At 60.1% G+C, this 18,616-nt stretch carries 17 protein-coding genes; 6 read left to right on the top strand and 11 right to left on the bottom strand.

Going from position 1 to position 18,616, the window contains the following annotated elements; genetic code table 11:
* Positions 1 to 44: 44 nt before the first annotated feature.
* The 7 genes from KW846_RS13115 to KW846_RS13085 form a co-directional block, all read right to left on the bottom strand.
* Positions 45 to 899, bottom strand: a complete 855-nt coding sequence (locus tag KW846_RS13115; RefSeq protein ID WP_102699772.1) for an alpha/beta hydrolase — start codon at positions 897 to 899, stop codon at positions 45 to 47.
* Complete coding sequence (locus KW846_RS13110) at positions 896 to 1,702, bottom strand: alpha/beta fold hydrolase (protein ID WP_218482635.1); 807 nt, start codon at positions 1,700 to 1,702, stop codon at positions 896 to 898. Before KW846_RS13110 ends, KW846_RS13115 begins: the two co-directional genes overlap by 4 nt.
* A 126-nt stretch (positions 1,703 to 1,828) precedes the next feature.
* Positions 1,829 to 2,272 (bottom strand): hotdog fold thioesterase, encoded by a 444-nt coding sequence (locus KW846_RS13105; protein ID WP_218482633.1) that lies wholly within the window; start codon positions 2,270 to 2,272, stop codon positions 1,829 to 1,831.
* Between the two features lie 32 nt (positions 2,273 to 2,304).
* On the bottom strand, positions 2,305 to 3,972 hold the full coding sequence (locus KW846_RS13100; RefSeq protein WP_218482632.1) for an AMP-binding protein: 1,668 nt from the start codon (positions 3,970 to 3,972) through the stop codon (positions 2,305 to 2,307).
* Positions 3,973 to 4,115: 143 nt separating this feature from the next.
* Positions 4,116 to 4,571, bottom strand: coding sequence for a phosphohistidine phosphatase SixA (gene sixA, locus KW846_RS13095; protein WP_102699776.1), 456 nt, complete (start codon positions 4,569 to 4,571; stop codon positions 4,116 to 4,118).
* Positions 4,568 to 4,915, bottom strand: a complete 348-nt coding sequence (locus KW846_RS13090) for a DUF4389 domain-containing protein (RefSeq protein WP_007974561.1) — start codon at positions 4,913 to 4,915, stop codon at positions 4,568 to 4,570. Before KW846_RS13090 ends, sixA begins: the two co-directional genes overlap by 4 nt.
* 31 nt (positions 4,916 to 4,946) lie before the next feature.
* Positions 4,947 to 5,972, bottom strand: a complete 1,026-nt coding sequence (locus KW846_RS13085; protein WP_218482630.1) for an NAD(P)H-dependent glycerol-3-phosphate dehydrogenase — start codon at positions 5,970 to 5,972, stop codon at positions 4,947 to 4,949.
* 195 nt (positions 5,973 to 6,167) lie between these two features.
* Here KW846_RS13085 and KW846_RS13080 point away from each other — a divergent pair, with 195 nt between their 5' ends.
* The 6 genes from KW846_RS13080 to KW846_RS13055 all read left to right on the top strand — a co-directional run bounded on the left by KW846_RS13080 (position 6,168) and on the right by KW846_RS13055 (position 13,637).
* On the top strand, positions 6,168 to 8,291 hold the full coding sequence (locus KW846_RS13080) for a TonB-dependent receptor domain-containing protein (protein WP_218482629.1): 2,124 nt from the start codon (positions 6,168 to 6,170) through the stop codon (positions 8,289 to 8,291).
* 1 nt (position 8,292) lies between these two features.
* Positions 8,293 to 9,225: an ABC transporter substrate-binding protein gene (locus KW846_RS13075; RefSeq protein WP_218479551.1), complete on the top strand. Its 933-nt coding sequence runs from the start codon at positions 8,293 to 8,295 to the stop codon at positions 9,223 to 9,225.
* Entirely contained in the window at positions 9,222 to 11,123 is a 1,902-nt protein-coding gene (locus tag KW846_RS13070; RefSeq protein ID WP_218482627.1) for an ATP-binding protein, read from the top strand. The genes KW846_RS13075 and KW846_RS13070 overlap by 4 nt, the downstream gene beginning before the upstream one ends.
* Before the next feature lie 247 nt (positions 11,124 to 11,370).
* The gene (fabA, locus tag KW846_RS13065; RefSeq protein ID WP_003227150.1) at positions 11,371 to 11,886 is read left to right on the top strand and encodes a 3-hydroxyacyl-[acyl-carrier-protein] dehydratase FabA; all 516 of its coding nucleotides are present in this window, start codon (positions 11,371 to 11,373) and stop codon (positions 11,884 to 11,886) included.
* An 11-nt stretch (positions 11,887 to 11,897) separates the two neighbouring features.
* On the top strand, positions 11,898 to 13,118 hold the full coding sequence (gene fabB / locus KW846_RS13060; protein ID WP_015096439.1) for a beta-ketoacyl-ACP synthase I: 1,221 nt from the start codon (positions 11,898 to 11,900) through the stop codon (positions 13,116 to 13,118).
* 330 nt (positions 13,119 to 13,448) lie between these two features.
* Positions 13,449 to 13,637 carry a hypothetical protein gene (locus KW846_RS13055; protein ID WP_007974549.1) on the top strand — a complete coding sequence of 63 codons (189 nt, stop codon included), beginning with the start codon at positions 13,449 to 13,451 and terminating at the stop codon, positions 13,635 to 13,637.
* Positions 13,638 to 13,694: 57 nt separating this feature from the next.
* Here the strand turns inward: KW846_RS13055 and KW846_RS13050 are convergent, their stop codons facing one another.
* From KW846_RS13050 to relA, 4 genes are all read right to left on the bottom strand, one after another.
* Positions 13,695 to 14,642: a hypothetical protein gene (locus KW846_RS13050; RefSeq protein WP_218482626.1), complete on the bottom strand. Its 948-nt coding sequence runs from the start codon at positions 14,640 to 14,642 to the stop codon at positions 13,695 to 13,697.
* A gap of 187 nt (positions 14,643 to 14,829) precedes the next feature.
* The gene (locus KW846_RS13045) at positions 14,830 to 15,348 is read right to left on the bottom strand and encodes a DUF2058 domain-containing protein (RefSeq protein WP_256356723.1); all 519 of its coding nucleotides are present in this window, start codon (positions 15,346 to 15,348) and stop codon (positions 14,830 to 14,832) included.
* A complete protein-coding gene (gene mazG, locus KW846_RS13040) occupies positions 15,245 to 16,234 on the bottom strand; it encodes a nucleoside triphosphate pyrophosphohydrolase (protein WP_256356712.1) in 990 nt (329 codons plus the stop codon). Before mazG ends, KW846_RS13045 begins: the two co-directional genes overlap by 104 nt.
* Before the next feature lie 81 nt (positions 16,235 to 16,315).
* Positions 16,316 to 18,559 (bottom strand): GTP diphosphokinase, encoded by a 2,244-nt coding sequence (relA, locus tag KW846_RS13035; protein ID WP_007974540.1) that lies wholly within the window; start codon positions 18,557 to 18,559, stop codon positions 16,316 to 16,318.
* Between the last annotated feature and the right edge of the window lie 57 nt (positions 18,560 to 18,616).

Here is an 18,616-nt window from a genome sequence, read left to right as displayed (position 1 = left end):
CTCCCTTTTCAACCCACCAAGCCTCGACAGTTGACCGGCGCAAGTCAAGGAATGGCGAAGAACCGATTGAAACAGTCTGCGACAAGATCGGCACCGGACTCGTCATTCAGGTGCAAATGGTGGCCGCCTGGCAGCTGTTCCCGGCTAAAGGGTAGACGCTCCAGCAACTCGGGGTGTTTGGCGAGCATGCCGTCGGCAGCGACCACCAGCGTTGCAGGACATTTGATCCGCTGGACGAAGGCCATGGCCTGCTCGGTGGTCAGGCGCAGTGGCGATGGCAGCGTCAGGCGATTGTCGGTGCGCCAGGTATAACCACCCGATACCGGCATCAGTCCACGCTGCGCCAGCAGTTCCGCGGCCTCACGGCTGACCGCCACCAGGCCCTTCATGCGCGCTTCGATGGCACGGTCGAGGGTGTCGTAGACCGGTTTGCGCTTCTCCCGCAGATCGAGTTGCGCCTGCAGGGCCATGCCCATGCGCTCGGCAGCGTTTTCACCCTTGTCCGTAGGAGGAATGATGCCGTCGATCAATGCCAGGTGGGTGACCCGCTCAGGCATCGACCCGGCGATGATCAGCGAAGCGATGGCGCCCATCGAATGCCCCATCAGCGCAAATTTCTTCAATCCAAGCTGTTCGGCGACCTGCAGCACATCGTGGGCATAGTCCCACATGGCGTAACCGGCGCCCGGCGGGCGATGCCCGGAATGACCATGACCGGCCATGTCCAGCGCGATGATGCGCAGGCCTTTGAGTTTGGGCGCCAGACGGGCAAAGCTGTTGGCGTTGTCCAGCCAGCCATGCAGGGCAATGACCGGCAAACCGTCTTCAGGACCGAACAGGTGTGCCGCCAGTTCGATGTGCGGCAGGCTCAGGCGGACCTCTTCGACGGCATGGCTCATGCGCAATCCTGTTGTCGACGGCCATCCCAGCGATGGAACAGGCCTTTGAGCATTTCAGCGGTATCAAGGGGACGCTCGAGCGGAAACATGTGGCCGCCGGGCATGGTCAACGACTCGCCTAACGGCAGGCGGTCGACCGAACTGGCGTGATGGCGCATCACCACGCGGCTGTTGTGCCCGCGAACCACCGCCAGTGGCACTTGCAACTTGCGGGTACTGCCCGGGCTGGTGTGCGGCACGCCGCGATAGATGCTGATTTCCGTGGCCGGATCGAACCGCAGGCGCAGTTTGTCGCCGACCTGGTGCAAGCCATGTTGCAGGTAGGCATCGAAGCATTCGGGGTCGAAACCGCGAAACAGGGTCTTACCGGCGAAGTATTTCCGGGCGCTTTCCAGGTCGGCGAACTCCTCACGGCGGCCCAGGGTACGTCCGGCCGGCGTCAGGCGGTCGATGAAACCGAAGCGTTTGGCCGCTCGTATGACCCATTGATCGGCTCGGGTCAGCACGGGCGAGTCGAGCATCACCACCCCTCGATACAATTCGGGGCAGCGCAAGGCCGCATGCAGGTGCAACACCCCGCCGAAGGAGTGACCGACGCCCCACACGGGCTCAGCCTGTTGTTGCAGGTGATGGATCAGCTCATCCACCAGGTTGTACCAGTTATCGTCCGCCGGGTAACGCGGGTCGTGGGCGTGCTGCTCCAGATGCGTCACCTGAAACTCGGGTGCCAGCGCCGCAAACAACTTGCCGTAGGTCCCCGAAGGAAAACCATTGGCGTGGGCGAAAAAGATCTGTTGCGACATACCTGCAAATCCATGAGCGAGAACAGACGTTGATTGTCCGTAAGACCGCTTCCTACAGCAATGACCATAACTACCAGGAATGGTGGCAGGAGCTGCCGCAAGCTGCGATCCTTTGATTTCAAACCGTCAACGTAACGGAGGTTTCTCACCCAACGGCACCACCGCCATGGTCAACCGCGACACACAACTGGCCTTGCCCTCATCGCTGGTCAGCCGAATGTCCCAGACATGGGTCGTGCGGCCAATGTGGATCGGCTTGGCCACCGCCGTCACCCGCCCGCTGCGCAGGCCGCGCAAATGGTTGGCGTTGATTTCCAGGCCCACGCAATAGAACTTGCTGGCATCGATGCACAGGTAGCTGGCCATCGAGCCGACCGATTCGGCCAGCACCACCGACGCGCCGCCATGCAGTAAGCCGTAAGGCTGATGGGTGCGGTGATCGACGACCATGCTGGCGGTCAGGGACTCATCGTCAAAAGCTTCGAAACGGATGTCCAGCAATTCGCCGATGGTATTTTTCTGGATTGCGTTCAACTGCTCGATGTTGGGAGTGGTGCGCCACAGACTCATCGCAGGGTTTCCTTGTTGGTTTTGTTGGTGGATCAATCCTGCCACAGCACCGCTTCGCTGCGCTCGCTCCATTCTTCAAAACGCTCACCGTACGCCGCTTCGATCACGTTGCGCTTGATCTTCAACGTCGGGGTGAGAAAGCCGTTTTCCACGGCCCAACTGTCCTTGACCACCACCAGGCGCCGCAGCCGCTCATGTTTGTCGAGGTCGCCGTTGACCTCTTCCAGCAGCTTTTCCAGGCTGGAATGCAAACCGGCGCGTGCGGCCCCGCCGGCATCCTGTTGGCCGACCGCCGACAACACGCACAAACCCAGCGGTGCACTCAAGCCATCGCCCACCACGCACACCTGTTCGATACGAGAATGCACGGCCAGGCGATTTTCGATCGGTGCCGGCGCCACGTATTTGCCTTTGCTGGTCTTGAAGATTTCCTTCAGGCGCCCGGTCAGGCGCAGATTGCCTTCGGCATCCTCCTCGCCCTTGTCGCCGGTGCGCAGGAAGCCGTCCTCGGTAATGGTGTCAGCGGTTTTTTCCGGTTCCTTGAAATAGCCGAGCATGGTCGCGCCGCTGCGCACCATGACCTCCCCCGTCTCGGCGATCCGCACTTCGACTTCCGGGCATGGCTTGCCGATCCAGCCCGGTTTGTTCTGGCCCGGCATGCCGATGTGGGAGTAACCGCAACTCTCGGTCATGCCGTAGACCTCCAACACGTCCAGTCCCAGTTTGCGGTACCACTGCAACAAGGTCTGCGGCACCGGAGCCGCGCCGGACAACGCGATGCGCAACGCATCCAGACCCAGCCCGGCAAGGACTTTATGCCCGACCCGTTTGCCGATGATCGGCAGGCCAAGCAGGAAATCGAGGCGTTTTGCCGGGATCTTGCTGTACACGCCCATCTGGAATTTGGTCCAGATGCGTGGCACGCCAAACAGTGCGGTCGGGCGCGCACGCTGCAGGTCGGTGAGGAAGGTGTCCAGGCTTTCGGCAAAAAACACCGTCTGGCCGGTATAGATCGACGCCAGTTCGACGAACATCCGTTCGGCAACGTGGCACAGCGGCAAGTAGGACAACAACCGGTCCGACTCGTTGAGGCCAAACAACGCAGTGCCGCGTGTGGTGGCGAAGCCCAGAATGCCGAAGCTGTGCATCACGCCTTTGGGCATGCCCGTGGTGCCGGAAGTGTAAATGATGGTCGCCAGTTGATCGGCGGCAGGTTTCGGGTCGTCCTGGATCGGCGAGCTGCCTTGCAGGTCGGCCCAGCTGAAATCGAACGTACCCGGCGGATGCAGGGGCAGGCTGATGGTCGGCAAGTCGGGGCTGACGCCACGGGACATGCCTGGCCAATCATCGAGCTTGCCGATGAACGCCAGCGCCGCTTCCGAGTGTTCGAGCACCTGGGCAACCGACTCGGCGGTGAGGTTGGGGTACAGCGGCACCGACACATGCCCGGCCATCCAGATCGCCAGGTCGGCGATGATCCAGTGCGCACAGTTCTTCGAGATCAGGGCGATATGGCTGCCCTGCCGCAACTCCCGTGCTCGCAACCAATGGGCCGCGCAACGGGCCTGATGACCGACGTCCGCCCAGGTCAAGGTCTCGACCTGGCCGCCTCCGACAGGCTGGACCAGGAAGCGCTGGCGGGGATGACGGGCCTCACGCTCGTAGAAAACGTCCAGCGGCAAACGAAAAGCAGCAGACATGACTCGCTCCTGTGTTTTTGTTCTGGAGCAAGCGTAGTCAACCAAGCAAGTGCTTGGTTAATTTTTTACAGGTAAAAAGCAAGATCAAAAGATCGCAGCCTGCGGCAGCTCCTACAGGAGACCGCAGGCTGCGATCTTTGCTTTTATGGGTGCTTGATGTCGTTGAGCCTCATCGACCCGACCAACAACTCATTGCTCTCGAGCTCGGCCAGGCCGGCGGTGCTGACCCGCTCCGGTGGATGTCCCGCGCCATGTTGCAGGTAGCTCAACAAATTCCCCACCAGAGGGTTGTGACTGACCAGCAGGACATCGCTCACCGCCACCATTTGCTCGGCGACCTTGTCCGGCTCGGTGTCCGGTGTCAGCCACTCGACAGTGCGGATTTCCGGCTCGAACCCCAGTGTTTCGCGCACCAGTTGCGCCGTCTGCTGCGCTCGCAGGTACGGACTTGCGTATATCGCCGTCAGCGGTTGCCCAATCAGTTGCGCGGCGCTGCGCAGCACCTCCTCACGACCGTGGTCCGTCAGTTCCCGCTCCGAATCGTGGGGGCGGGAGCCGTGCGGTACAGCTTCACCATGACGCAATACCCAGAGTTTCATAGCTTGGGTTCCTCATCTCGAGCCGGATGCGGTGCCGGTGCCACAACATGCGGCGCTTCACCTTCCGGTGTACGCGGCGTAGGCCAATCGGCGAACGGCCAAGGCTTCTGGTCGCTGTGAAAGCTGCCGAAACGACCGATCTGCGCCAGAAACTGGCTCAGACTGTCGCCAAAGTTCATCAGGCTGGCGCTCGGGGCGCCATAGAACAAACGATAGATCAACTGCACCAGCACGACGGCGCCGAGGATGAACTGCGCGACTTGCCACACCAGCACGAAGACGATCATCCACAACACGCGCAGCAGGATGGATTCATACTTGGCTTCTACTTTTGGATCGTTCATGCGCAACTCCCTGCTTTTCTGGCAAGTGTGATTAATTGAAACCACTGGTGGAAATAAAGTCGACGTCGGTTTTCGGCTCGCCACGCATTAACAGACCGATGACCTGCTCCAGCGTGCGGCCTTCGAACAGGATCGCGTGCAGCCCGGCGACCAGCGGCATGTACACGCCAACTTCCTGGGACTTGGCCTTGAGTACTTTAAGGGTGTTGACCCCTTCGGCGACTTCGCCCAGGCGCGTGACGGCCTCGTCCAGACTCAGGCCCTGGCCGAGGGCGAAGCCGACCTGATAGTTGCGGCTCTTTGGCGAAGAACAGGTCACGATCAAGTCGCCCACGCCGGCCAGGCCCAGGAAGGTCATCGGGTTGGCGCCCTGATTCACCGCGAAGCGGGTCATTTCCGCCAGTGCCCGGGTGATCAGCATGCTCTTGGTGTTTTCCCCCATGCCCAGCGCCACCGCCATGCCGGCGATGATCGCGTAGACGTTTTTCAACGCCCCGCCCAGTTCCACACCGAAACGGTCGGCGCTGGCATAAACCCGAAAGGTGCGGCCGTGCAACGCGGCCTGAACCTGCTGGCACAGCTCTTCGTCTTCACTGGCGACCACCGTGGCCGTCAGCGCATGTTCGGCGATTTCGCGGGCCAGGTTGGGGCCGGACAGGACGCCGATGCGCGCCTGCGGGGCGATCTCTTCGAGGATCTCGCTCATCAACTTGAACGTGTGGGCTTCGATGCCTTTGGTCAGGCTCACCAGCATTTTGCCGCTCAAGCGTTCGGCGTGCGGCACCAGCACCGAGCGCAGCGCGCTGGAGGGCAGTGCGACGAAGCACAGCTCGCAGGCGTCCAGAGTGGCTTGCAAGTCGGTGACCGGGGTAACACCGGGCAGAATCTTGATGCCTTTGAGGTAACGCGGGTTTTCGCGATTGACCCGAATGGCCTCGGCCTGTTCGGGGTCACGCATCCACTGAAGGACCTGATGCCCGTTCTCGGCCAGCAGATTAGCCACGGCGGTTCCAAAACTTCCGCCTCCCAGGACCGCAATCGGGCGCTGTTCAGTCATATGCAATCCGTTAATCCATACCAGTGGCGATGTCGGCATTATACGGGGCAGCCCATCGGCGGCCAGCCCTGACATCAAATACCTGCACCCGTAGGAAGAAGACCAATAAAACCGAGGAAAATGCAGACATCGTGAATGGAAAAGTCATTCGGCTCGGTTAACATGCGCGCCATCAATCACTGACAGGGATGTGTTGTGTCTCCGGGTGCTCCTTCACCGCGTTCGCCTCTGGTACTGGCGCTGATTTTCAGCTCGCCGGTGCTGGCCGACGACCTGTTCCTGGACAGCGAACCGCTGCCGCAAGTGCTCACCGCCACGCGCCTGAAGCAGTCACCCGCTGCCGTGCCGGGCAGCATGACGGTGATCGACAGCGCCCTGATCCACGCCACCGGTGCCCGCGACATCAGCGAACTGCTGCGCCTGGTGCCGGGGATGATGGTCGGCAACATCAGTGGCAACCAGGCCGCGGTGAACTACCACGGCACCAATGCGACGCAAGCGCGGCGCATGCAAGTGCTGATCGACGGGCGCTCGGTGTATCGCGCCGGCCTGGCCACCGTCGACTGGAGCGACATTCCGGTGGCCATGGAAGACATCGAGCGCATCGAAGTCTTTCGCGGGCCCAATACCGTCAGCTACGGCGCCAATGCCCTGATGGCGGTGGTCAACATCATTACCCGGCGGCCGGCCGACAGCCACGGTACCCGCATGAAAGTCACCCGGGGCCAGCGCGGCATCAACGACTTTTATGCCAGCCAGGGCCTGGGCTGGGAGGATGGTGACATGCGCCTGTCCCTGTCCGGCCAGCAAGACGACGGCTTCGACACCGACCGCACCGGCGCTGATTACCATGACAGTCGTCGCCTCGATCGCTTCAACCTCGCCGTCAGCCAGAGCCTCGACGAACGGCAAAGCCTCGATTGGCAAGTGAATGCCAAGGACGGCACCAACCAGCGGCCCTATACCTACCAGCCGGTGTTCCCGGGAATTACCCGCGCCGGCAACGACTCCGACGTCACCGCCAAGGACTACGCCGGGTCATTGCGCTGGAACCTGGACATCAATCCCGATCACAGCCTTTATATCCAGGGTTCGGCCCAACACTGGGATCGCCAGCAAACCTGGCGCGCCTGCGACGCAGAAATTTCGTTCAGTCCGCAACTGACCGAGCTCTGGCAACTGAACCCGAACTACACCGAACGCCTGGCCCGCAACATCACACGCTTCACCGACCGTGGTGCCCCGGCTGGCACACCCGCCGAGCAGGCGCTGGCCAACCAGGTACTCGATCAATGGCGCAACGGTGCGAACCAGACTGTTTGCGGCGACATCGACCAGAGCACCCGGGAAACGCGTTACGACCTTGAACTGCAAGACACCCTGAGCCTTGCCGATAACCTGCGGCTGGTCAGCGGGATGAACTATCGTTACGACCGGGCGGATTCCGAGACTTACTTCAATGGCACTCTCGATGACAGGATCTGGCGGGTGTTCGGCCAGGTCGAGTGGCGTGCCAGCGAACACTGGCTGCTGCAAGGCGGCGCCATGTTCGAGGACACCCGGTTGATCGGCAGCTCGCTGACACCTCGCATGGCGGTCAACTACCTGATCAACCCGCGCCACGGCTTGCGTGCGGTGTATTCCGAGGCTATCCGTTCGCCGGACATGTTCGAGAACAACGTCAACTGGAGTTATCAGGTAACCAACCTCAAGCCCGGAGCCTTTGGCCAGTCCAGTGCCCGTTACTTCGTCAAAACCCGTGGCCCCGGTGACCTCGATCAAGAGCACATGCGCTCCCGGGAGCTGGGCTACAACGGCTATTTCCCCGAAGCGGGGCTGGCACTCGACGTGAAGCTTTTCCACGACGAAATCACCGGCATGATCAGTGAACCGCTGCGCAACAATCAGTACATCGCCAGCAACGCCAACAAGGAGCGTTTTTCGGGCGCCGAAACCCAGCTCGACTGGCGTGTCGGCAGCTTCGATCGCCTGCGATTGACCTATGCCTATGTCGATGCCGACGCCAGCAACCCGCTGGATGCCAGGCAGACGGCAAGCAACAGTGGTTCGGCCGGATGGCTGCGCGATTGGGGCCAGGGCTGGAACAGTGCGCTTTTCTATTATGGCGACGACGCCCTCAACGGCTACCGCTTCGAACGGGCCGATGTGCGCATCGCCAAACGTATCGCCCTGGGCAAGGCCAGCCTGGAGCTGGCCGGGGTGCTCCAGCAACGCCTGGACAATCAGCCGACCACCTTCGTCGACAACCATTATGACCAGCGCCACGTGATGTATTTCAGTGCCGAGCTGGAACTTTAAGATGCCGTATCGCCCGGCCTGGAGAACACCGACCTTGGGCCGGTTGCTGGCGGTGCTTTGCCTGCTGTTCACCGGCATGCTGGGCAGCCTTGCGAGCAATGCGGCCGACATTTTGCTCACGGGGGCCGAAGACAGCCCCGGTGTGCGGGCGTTTACCCGGGCCCTGAGCGAGTTGCGACCGAACGACAAGGTGCGATTCCAGACGCTGGCCAATTTGCCGATACCGGGAAAACTGCCGGAAAACATCCGTTTGATTCTCCTCGACCTGCCCAGCCTCGACTGGCGCCTGCAGGACGCCCAGGGTCCGGCGACACTGGTGCTGCGCATCAGCCGCCTGCAAGCCCGGCAACGCTTGAGCAGCTCGTTGCCGGCGCGCCTTTGCCTGCTGTGGAGCGATCCACCGCCGGACCGCCAATTACGCCTGACCCGCACCCTGTTGCCCCAAGCCAAACGCATCGGCGTGCTCTACGACAACCACAGTGAATTCCTCTTGGATGAACTGCGTCAGGCCGCCCTCCCCCTGGGCCTTGAGGTGGTCACCCAACGCTGGAACAACATTCACGACAGCCGCCCTTTACAGACCTTGCTCAAGAACAGCGACGTGTTGCTGGGACTGGACGACGCCGACCTGTACAACCCGCAAACCGCAAAGAACCTGCTGCTGAGCAGCTACTCACGGCAAATGGCCCTGATCGGCCCCAACGCGGGCTTCGTCAAGGCCGGGAGCCTGGCCAGCACCTACAGCGATCAGAGCGACTGGCTGGCGGTCCTCGACGAATTGCTCGACCGGCCACCGGCCACCTGGCCACGCTCGCACTACCCCCACCGATTCAAGGTCGCGAGCAATCCCCAGGTGGCGCGTTCACTGGGTATCGAACAGATAAACGAAGCGTCAGTCGCCACATTGCTGGCTGAAGGAGAACGCCGTCCATGAACCTGCGTCGTCGCTGGGACATCAACACCCGCACCCAACTCATCAGCCTTGGCCCCGCCCTGCTGCTGACCTTATTGCTGATCAGCTTCTTCACCTTCGTGCGTATCCAGGATCTGCGTCAGGAAATCTCCCACACCGGCCAGTTGATCGCCAACCAACTGGCCCCCGCCACCGAGTACGGGGTGATTTCGGGCAACAGCGAAGTGCTTGAAACCTTGCTCAAGGCAACGCTGAGCACGCCCAACGTGAGTTTTCTGGAAATCCAGGACAGCGCCAACCGGGTTCTGGTGTACGTCGAACAACCGAACGAACACCACAATCGCGCGCAACAGCTCGAAGTGTTCCAGGCCCCCATACGGCTCCAGCGAATCGCTTTGCACAATGACTTTTTCCAGAGCAGCAAAACCGCCACTGCCGCCCCCACCGAGGACTACCTCGGCCGAGTGATCGTCGGGCTGTCCAACGATGCATTCAGCCGGCGCCAGCAGGAAATCGTGCTCAAGGCTGCCATTCTGGCGCTGTTTGCCTTGTTGTTTACCTTCCTTGTAGCCCGACGCCTGGCAGGCAGCCTGTCACAACCGATCCGTGATATCGGCAATGCCGTCAAGGCGATCCAGGCCGGCGATTACAAAACACCGCTGCCGATTGTCGATGACACCGAGCTGGGGGCGTTGTCGCAACACATCAACAATCTCGCCAGCGGTCTCGAGCAGGCGAGCCGCGAACAGCACCAAGCCATGGCGCAGTTGATCCAGACCCGCGAAGAGGCGGAAAAGGCCAACAACGCCAAATCCGACTTCCTCGCCATGATGAGCCATGAACTGCGCACGCCGATGAATGGCGTACTGGGCATGCTGCAATTGCTGGAAACCACCGACATGACCGAGGAACAGGTGGAGTACGCGGCGCTGGCCTCGGAGTCCACCGAGCACTTGCTCAAGGTCATCAACGACATCCTGGATTTCTCGCGGATCGAACGTTCGGAGCTGGAACTGGAGCACATTCCCTTCAACCTCGCCGACCTGATCGGCAGTTGCGCCCAGTCGTTCCAGCACAGCGCCGCGCAACGCGGTCTCGACCTGCAATTGATGATCCCCGACGACATGCGCGGATTGCAGGTCAAGGGCGACCCGACCCGTATCCGGCAGATACTGGTCAACCTGGTCGGCAACGCGCTGAAGTTCACCGAGCAGGGCCGCGTCACCCTCGAGGCGCAATGGCAGTCGCTGGATCACGAACTGCTGTGGTTCACCTGCACGGTGCGCGACAGCGGCATCGGCATCCCGGCCGAAAGCCTGGAATTGATGTTCAACGCATTCCAGCAGGCCGACAGTTCCATTTCAAGGCGCTACGGCGGCACCGGACTGGGCCTGCCGATTGCCCGCACCCTCGCCGAGCGCATGGGCGGCACCTTGCGCGCGCAAAGCGAGGAAGGCCGCGGTTCGGTGTTCACCCTGGAAATTCCCCTGGCCCTGCACCAGCAGACGCAGCCACTGCTGCCCCCCCGCGCGCAAACCGGCGACAGCGACGGCGAAGGGCGCAATGTGCTGCTGGTCGAAGACAACCCGGTCAACCAGACGGTTATCGAAGCCATGTTGCGCAGCCTGGGCTTCAAGGTCAGTGTCGCCGCCGACGGCGCACAGGCGGTACGCAGTGCCGAGAGCCTGATTTTCGAAGCGATCCTGATGGACTGCCGCTTGCCGATCATCGATGGCTACGAAGCCACCCGGCAAATCCGCCAGTTACCCGGGTGCACCGACCTGCCGATCATCGCCCTGACCGCCAACGCCTTGCAGGGCGATCGCGAGGCCTGTCTGTCGGCAGGGATGAACGATTACCTGGCCAAGCCATTCAAACGGACTGATCTGCAACAAATTCTGCAACGGTGGGTGCAGTAGTACAGGCCTTTCGACCATCTGCGACTGGCGTGAAAGGCGAAAGTGCGGCAGTCTTAGGCACCTCGACAGGCCCGAAAAGGGGCTTGAATAATAATTTCAGTGCACAAGTGTACATTCATGTCCTTGGTGCTGTGACTTTCACCACAACGCAATAGTCTATGAGTAGGCTACCGGTTCGAGGCATGAACGCTTCGATCGGCCGGGAAGATTTGCCCCACCTGCCGCATGGGACTATTGAGGAGCTCGCATGACCAAACAAAACGCCTTTACCCGGGAAGACCTGCTGCGCTGCAGTCGCGGTGAGCTGTTCGGCCCAGGTAACGCGCAACTGCCCGCCCCGAACATGCTGATGGTTGATCGCATCACCCTGATCAGCGAAGAAGGTGGCAAGTACGGCAAAGGTGAATTGGTCGCCGAGCTGGATATCAATCCGGACCTGTGGTTCTTCGCCTGCCACTTCGAAGGCGATCCGGTGATGCCGGGCTGCCTGGGCCTCGACGCCATGTGGCAACTGGTCGGCTTCTTCCTGGGCTGGCAAGGCCTACCGGGCCGTGGCCGTGCGCTGGGTTCGGGCGAAGTGAAATTCTTCGGCCAGGTCCTGCCGACCGCCAAGAAAGTCACCTATAACATTCATATCAAGCGCGTCCTCAAGGGCAAGCTGAACCTGGCCATTGCCGACGGTTCGGTCACTGTCGACGGTCGCGAAATCTACACCGCCGAAGGCCTCCGGGTCGGCGTGTTCACCTCCACTGACAACTTCTAAGGGTTATCCGCATGCGCCGCGTCGTTATCACTGGTCTGGGCATCGTATCTTGCCTGGGCAATGACAAAGAGACCGTCTCCGCTAACCTGCGTGCAAGCCGCCCTGGCATCCGGTTCAACCCGGAATATGCCGAAATGGGTCTGCGTAGCCAGGTTTCCGGCTCCATCGACCTCAACCTTGAAGAACTGATCGATCGCAAGATCTATCGCTTCGTCGGCCACGCGGCAGCTTATGCCTACCTGGCCATGAAAGACGCCATCACCGACTCGGGCCTGACCGAAGAGCAGGTTTCCAACCCGCGTACCGGCCTGATCGCCGGCTCCGGTGGCGCATCGACCCTGAACCAGATGGAAGCGCTGGACATCCTGCGTGAGAAAGGCGTCAAGCGCGTCGGCCCATACCGCGTCACGCGGACCATGAGCAGCACCGTTTCCGCTTGCCTGGCCACTCCGTTCAAGATCAAGGGCCTGAACTACTCCATCGCTTCTGCCTGCGCCACCAGTGCTCACTGCATCGGTACCGCCATGGAACAGATCCAGATGGGCAAGCAGGACATCGTCTTCGCCGGTGGCGGTGAAGAAGAGCACTGGAGCCAGTCGTTCCTGTTCGACGCCATGGGCGCCCTGTCCAGCAAGCGCAACGACACCCCGGAACAAGCCTCCCGTGCCTACGACGCTGACCGTGACGGTTTCGTCATCGCCGGCGGTGGCGGCATGGTCGTGGTCGAAGAGCTGGAACACGCCCTGGCCCGCGGCGCGAAGATCTACGCGGAAATCGTCGGCTACGGCGCGACTTCCGACGGCTACGACATGGTTGCCCCGAGCGGCGAAGGCGCGATCCGCTGCATGCAGCAGGCGCTATCCACCGTCGACACCCCGATCGACTACCTGAACACCCACGGCACTTCGACCCCGGTCGGCGACGTCGCGGAAATGAAAGGCGTGCGTGAAGTGTTCGGCGACAAGGCTCCGGCCATCAGCTCCACCAAGAGCCTGTCGGGTCACTCCCTGGGCGCCGCCGGCGTTCACGAAGCGATCTACTGCATGCTGATGATGGAAGGCAACTTCATTGCCGGCTCCGCCAACATTGACGAGCTGGACCCTGAAGTGGCCGACCTGCCGGTGCTGACCAAGACCCGCGAAAATGCCACCATCAACACCGTGATGAGCAACAGTTTCGGTTTCGGTGGCACCAACGCCACGCTGGTACTGAAGCGCTGGGAAGGCAAGTAATTTCCCGCTGCTGAGCCGCACAAAAAAAACGCCCCGACTGGTTCGGGGCGTTTTTTTTGCTACTGCTTTTTGTAGGAGCTGCCGCAGGCTGCGATCTTTTGATCTTCATAAACAAAGATCGCAGCCTGCAGCAGCTCCTGCAAGATGAAACCTTTGTCATGAAACTCAATGACCTGCGACCGAATGTCGCGTATTTAGCGGGCTGCAGGACTGTTTCCGTTTTTGCAAAAAACCGTTACCAAACTCAGCCATTTACTTAGCAAGCTATCAAACTCTATAACAGAGGCCTGCACACGCCTTGCTGCAGATAACAGAGATTGGAGCTAGCAGATGACTGTAAAAGTAACTGAACGCGACGATTCACATAAATCCCACGAGGGTGTAGCCGCCGGTATCCGGATCTGGGACGTGCACCAACAAGACCTGCTGGTCGGTATGTTCCATTCCGAGGCCGACGCGCAAAACTACAGGGCCGAACTGGAAATGCTCGAGCGTAAACGCGAGCTCGCAACCGGTTGAAAACAGACTCGACCACGGTGCAGCCTGCCCTTTCCTGCCAGGCAGGCTGCATCCACATCAGACAACCTCGATCAGCGTCAAATGAAGGTCATCTTCGATCTTCACCGAAGGAACACTTTCAACAATCCAGCCCGCTTGAAGCCTGACCACCTCGACCTCGCCATCGCCCATTCCGTCATTGCGGATCGAAAACTGCAGCGATGCCGGATGACGCTTGGCATAGTCGAAACTCATGCCGCAGGCGATCAGGAAATCGATTTTTGCCTCGGTCAGCTCAACCTGAATGTCACGCTCGCCTTCTTTCAGACTGTAGTAATCCAGGCACAAGTTGATTGCAAAAGGGCAGCCATTGACGAGGCTATTGATGAACTTCCCTTCATAACCACCGAAATAACTGTGTTCAGCCCGCACGCTACTGAGTTTCTTCACCCTGACTTCGACTTCCTCGGAAATCTTGAACAGCCAAAAATCTCCCTCCGAAGCCAGGTGCTTGCCAAAGTCGATACCTGATACATGGCGCTTCGGCCACATCGACATCAAAGGAATATCGACTTCATATTCTTTATTGGTGATCGCCAGCAAGTAATTAATAACATCGTAATAACCCGACTCACTTTCTCCAACTTTGATGAGTGTCGCACAGCTTCCCGCCAGCAATACGATCTTGCCATAGCGCTCCACGGGCAGTTCGGTCATCAACAAAGCTATACACGCTGGCACTTTCTCCAGATAGGCAGAGTTCAGCTCATGGAGTTCCTCCTCATTGCGAACCTCGCGCCAAGGAATGTTCCAGAAGAACTCAGGCAGGGTAAAGAAAACACAAGCGCTCGCGCCATGATCCTCGCGAGCGGCTTTTGCAGCGATCTTGATTTTTCGGCGTACAAGCTCGGCACGAGCGACAAGTTCATCGTCCAGATAATCGCGAATGGATTGCCCGAGCGGTCGTGCCTGTGAGAGCTGCGATTTGAAAGTGGGTTGGCGTAACGAAGCGATACTGACAAACATTTATTCCATCCTTAGATACGAAAGTTCATTCCATTTGTTTTTTCCAGACACAAATATCTTTATAAAAAGATATTATTTCCCGGCAAAAGAAAACCCGAAAGATCGTAAAGATACAATCTTTCGGGTTCAATGTATTAATCATGCAAAGTACTAGCAAACATGTAAGCCCGCTAGAACATTGAATCTGTTACCACATCAGGTCATCGGGAATCTGATAGGCCGCGTACGGATCGTCCTCGGCGATGACCTCTTCAGTCTGCACATTGAGCTGCACGATGCGCTGCGGATCGCGCTCCTGAATCTTCAGCGCCGCCTCGCGCGGAATCACTTCGTAGCCGCCAGCGTGATGCACGATGGCCAACGATCCGCTGCTGAGCTTGTTGCGCATCAGGGTGTTGACGCAGATGCGCTTGACCTTCTTGTCGTCGACGAAATTGTAGTAATCCTCGGTCGTCAGTTTCGGCAGGCGCGAGACTTCAATCAGTTGCTTGACCTGTGCGGCACGGGCCTTGGCCTCGGCTTTCTCCTGCTGCTGGCGGTTGAGCTCCTGATCGCGCTTGACCTTCTCGGCCATGGCTTCCTGTGCCGCGCGCTGCTGGGAGTCATCCAGCTCGATCTGGCCTTTGTGGGCCAGGCGCTGTTGTTTCTGCTTGTCTTTGCTGACCTGCTTGGCCTGCTTCTGGTTGACCAGCCCTGCTTTGAGCAACTGGTCGCGAAGGGAAATGCTCATGGTGCTTATTTCTCACTTGGGCCACGGCTGAACCGCAGCTGGGCAAATTCTTTTCCTGACGTTTGGCTTCGCCCCACAAGGCGTCCAACTCTTCGAGGGTGCAATCTTCTATGGGACGACGGGTATCGCGCAATGCCTGTTCGATAAAACGAAAGCGTCTTTCAAACTTGCCGTTGGCGCCCCGCAGTGCGGTTTCCGGATCAACCTTGAGATGCCGCGCCAGATTGACCACGGAAAACAGCAGGTCGCCGATCTCGTCGGCCACGGCTTCGGGATCGTTTTCCGACATGGCTTCGAGCACTTCATCGAGCTCTTCACGCACTTTGTCGAGCACCGGCAAGGCGTCCGGCCAGTCGAAGCCGACCTGCCCCGCGCGCTTCTGCAATTTTGCCGAGCGCGACAGCGCTGGCAATGCAGCGGGGACGTCATCGAGCAACGACAACTGCTCGGGTGCCAAAGAGTTCTCCGCACGCTCTTCGGCCTTGATTTCTTCCCAGCGCTGCTTGACCTGCTCTTCACTCAGGCGTGGGACATCCAGAGGCGCATACAGGTCACCGGTGGGGAACACGTGGGGATGACGGCGGATCAGTTTGCGGGTGATGCTGTCGACTACGCCGGCGAATTCGAAGCGCCCTTCTTCGCGAGCCAACTGGCTGTAATACACCACCTGGAACAGCAGATCGCCCAGCTCACCCTGCAAGTGATCGAAGTCACCGCGCTCGATGGCGTCGGCGACTTCGTAGGCTTCCTCAAGGGTGTGCGGGACGATGGTGGCGTAAGTTTGCTTGATGTCCCATGGGCAACCGTACTGCGGGTCGCGCAGGCGGTTCATCAGGTGCAGCAGGTCTTCAAGGCTGTACATCAGATTCTCTCGTTAAAACCGGTCTCTGTAGGAGCTGCCGAACGCGGCCCGAGCCTTCGGCAGCTCCTACATAAGCGCGCATCAAGGTGTGCGGTTACGCCGGGTTTCGATGATGTTCGGCAACTGGGAAATCCGCCCCAGCAACCGCCCCAATGCATCCAGCCCCGGAATCTCGATGGTCAGGGACATCAGCGCGGTGTTGTCCTCCTTGTTCGAGCGGGTATTGACCGCCAGCACGTTGATCCGCTCGTTGAGCAGCACTTGCGACACGTCACGCAGCAAACCGGAACGGTCGTAGGCGCGGATGACGATGTCCACCGGATAGGTGAGCACCGGCACCGGCCCCCAACTGACCTGGATGATCCGCTCGGGCTCGCGCCCGGCCAGCTGCAGCACCGAGGCGCAGTCCTGGCGGTGAATGCTCACGCCACGACCCTGGGTGATGTAGCCGACGATCGCATCGCCCGGCAATGGCTGGCAGCAGCCAGCCATCTGGGTCATCAGGTTACCGACGCCCTGGATCTGGATATCACCGCGCTTGCCCGGTTTGTAGCCGGTGGCCTTGCGTGGAATCAGTTCCAGCTGTTCGTTGCCGCGCTCCGGCTCGACCAGTTGCTGCGCCAGGTTGACCAGTTGCGCCAGACGCAAGTCGCCGGCACCGAGGGCGGCGAACAGGTCTTCGGCGGTTTTCATGTTGGCCTTGTCGGCCAGCTTGTCGAAATCCACCGCTGGCAAGCCGAGGCGATTGAGCTCGCGCTCAAGCAGGGTTTTACCGGCCGCGACGTTCTGGTCGCGAGCCTGCAGCTTGAACCAGTGAACAATCTTCGCCCGTGCCCGCGACGTCGTGACGTAACCCAGGTTCGGGTTCAGCCAGTCACGGCTTGGGGTGCCGTGCTTGCTGGTGATGATCTCGACCTGTTCACCGGTTTGCAGGCTGTAGTTGAGCGGCACGATACGCCCGTTGATTTTGGCGCCACGGCAGTTATGGCCAATTTCGGTGTGTACGCGGTAGGCGAAGTCCAGCGGTGTCGCGCCCTTCGGCAAGTCGATGGCGTGACCGTCCGGAGTAAAGATATAGACCCGGTCGGGCTCAATATCGACCCGCAGCTGTTCGGCCAGGCCACCGATATCGCCCAGCTCTTCGTGCCACTCCAGCACCTGACGCAGCCAGGAGATTTTCTCCTCGTAGTGATTGGAACCGGACTTGACGTCGGTGCCCTTGTAGCGCCAGTGCGCGCACACGCCGAGCTCGGCTTCCTCATGCATCGCGTGGGTGCGGATCTGCACTTCCAGCACTTTGCCCTCGGGCCCGATCACCGCCGTGTGCAGCGAGCGATAGCCGTTTTCCTTGGGGTTGGCGATGTAGTCGTCGAACTCTTTCGGGATGTGCCGCCACAGGGTGTGGACGATGCCGAGCGCGGTGTAGCAGTCGCGCATTTCCGGCACGAGCACGCGAACGGCACGCACGTCGTAGATCTGGCTGAACTCCAGACCCTTGCGCTGCATTTTGCGCCAGATCGAATAGATGTGTTTGGCCCGGCCGCTGATGTCGGCATCGACGCCGGTGGCCTGCAACTCGTTTTTCAGCTGGCTCATCACGTCGCTGATGAAGCGCTCGCGATCCAGTCGCCGCTCATGAAGCAACTTGGCGATCTGCTTGTACTGGTCCGGCTCCAGGTAACGGAAGGACAGGTCTTCCAGTTCCCACTTGATGTGGCCGATACCCAGGCGGTGGGCCAGTGGTGCATAAATGTCGAAGACTTCACGGGCCACGCGGTTGCGCTTTTCGTCATCGGCGGTTTTCACCGCACGGATGGCGCACGTGCGTTCGGCCAGCTTGATCAGGGCGACGCGAACGTCATCGACCATGGCCACCAGCATCTTGCGCAGGTTTTCAACCTGGCCCTGGGTGCCCAGTACCAGGGATTTGCGCGGGCTCAGGCTGTCGCTGATCGCGGCCATGCGCTGCACGCCATCGATGAGTTTGGCCACCACCGGACCGAAGCGCTGGCTGACCGCCGGCAACTTGATCTGGCCTTCGCGTACGCCTCGATAAAGGATCGCGGCGACCAAAGAGTCCTGGTCGAGTTTGAGGTCGGCGAGGATCTCGGCGATCTCAAGTCCGGTACGGAAAGTCGAGTTACCTTCCGACCACAGATTCTGTGCCGCATTGGCTTGTTGTTCAGCCTCGCGAGCGTACTCGCAGGCTTCCTTCAAGGCTTCGCGATCCAGTGCCAGATCGACACTCACCGCGTGATCGAGCCAAGCCTCGAGATTGATACTGCCGTCGGTGTTGATCGGCTGGTGTGCTCTCACCTGTACCATCTTGCTTACCTTCCCTACGACGCAGATTCAATGCGTCAAATCGCTGACCTTCGTTGC

Source organism: Pseudomonas sp. PDM32, assembly GCF_019219225.1.
In the GTDB taxonomy this organism is placed as follows: domain Bacteria; phylum Pseudomonadota; class Gammaproteobacteria; order Pseudomonadales; family Pseudomonadaceae; genus Aquipseudomonas; species Aquipseudomonas laurylsulfatiphila.
The sequence above is the reverse complement of the archived record's forward strand: the minus strand, read 5'-3'. Positions and strand labels throughout refer to the sequence as shown.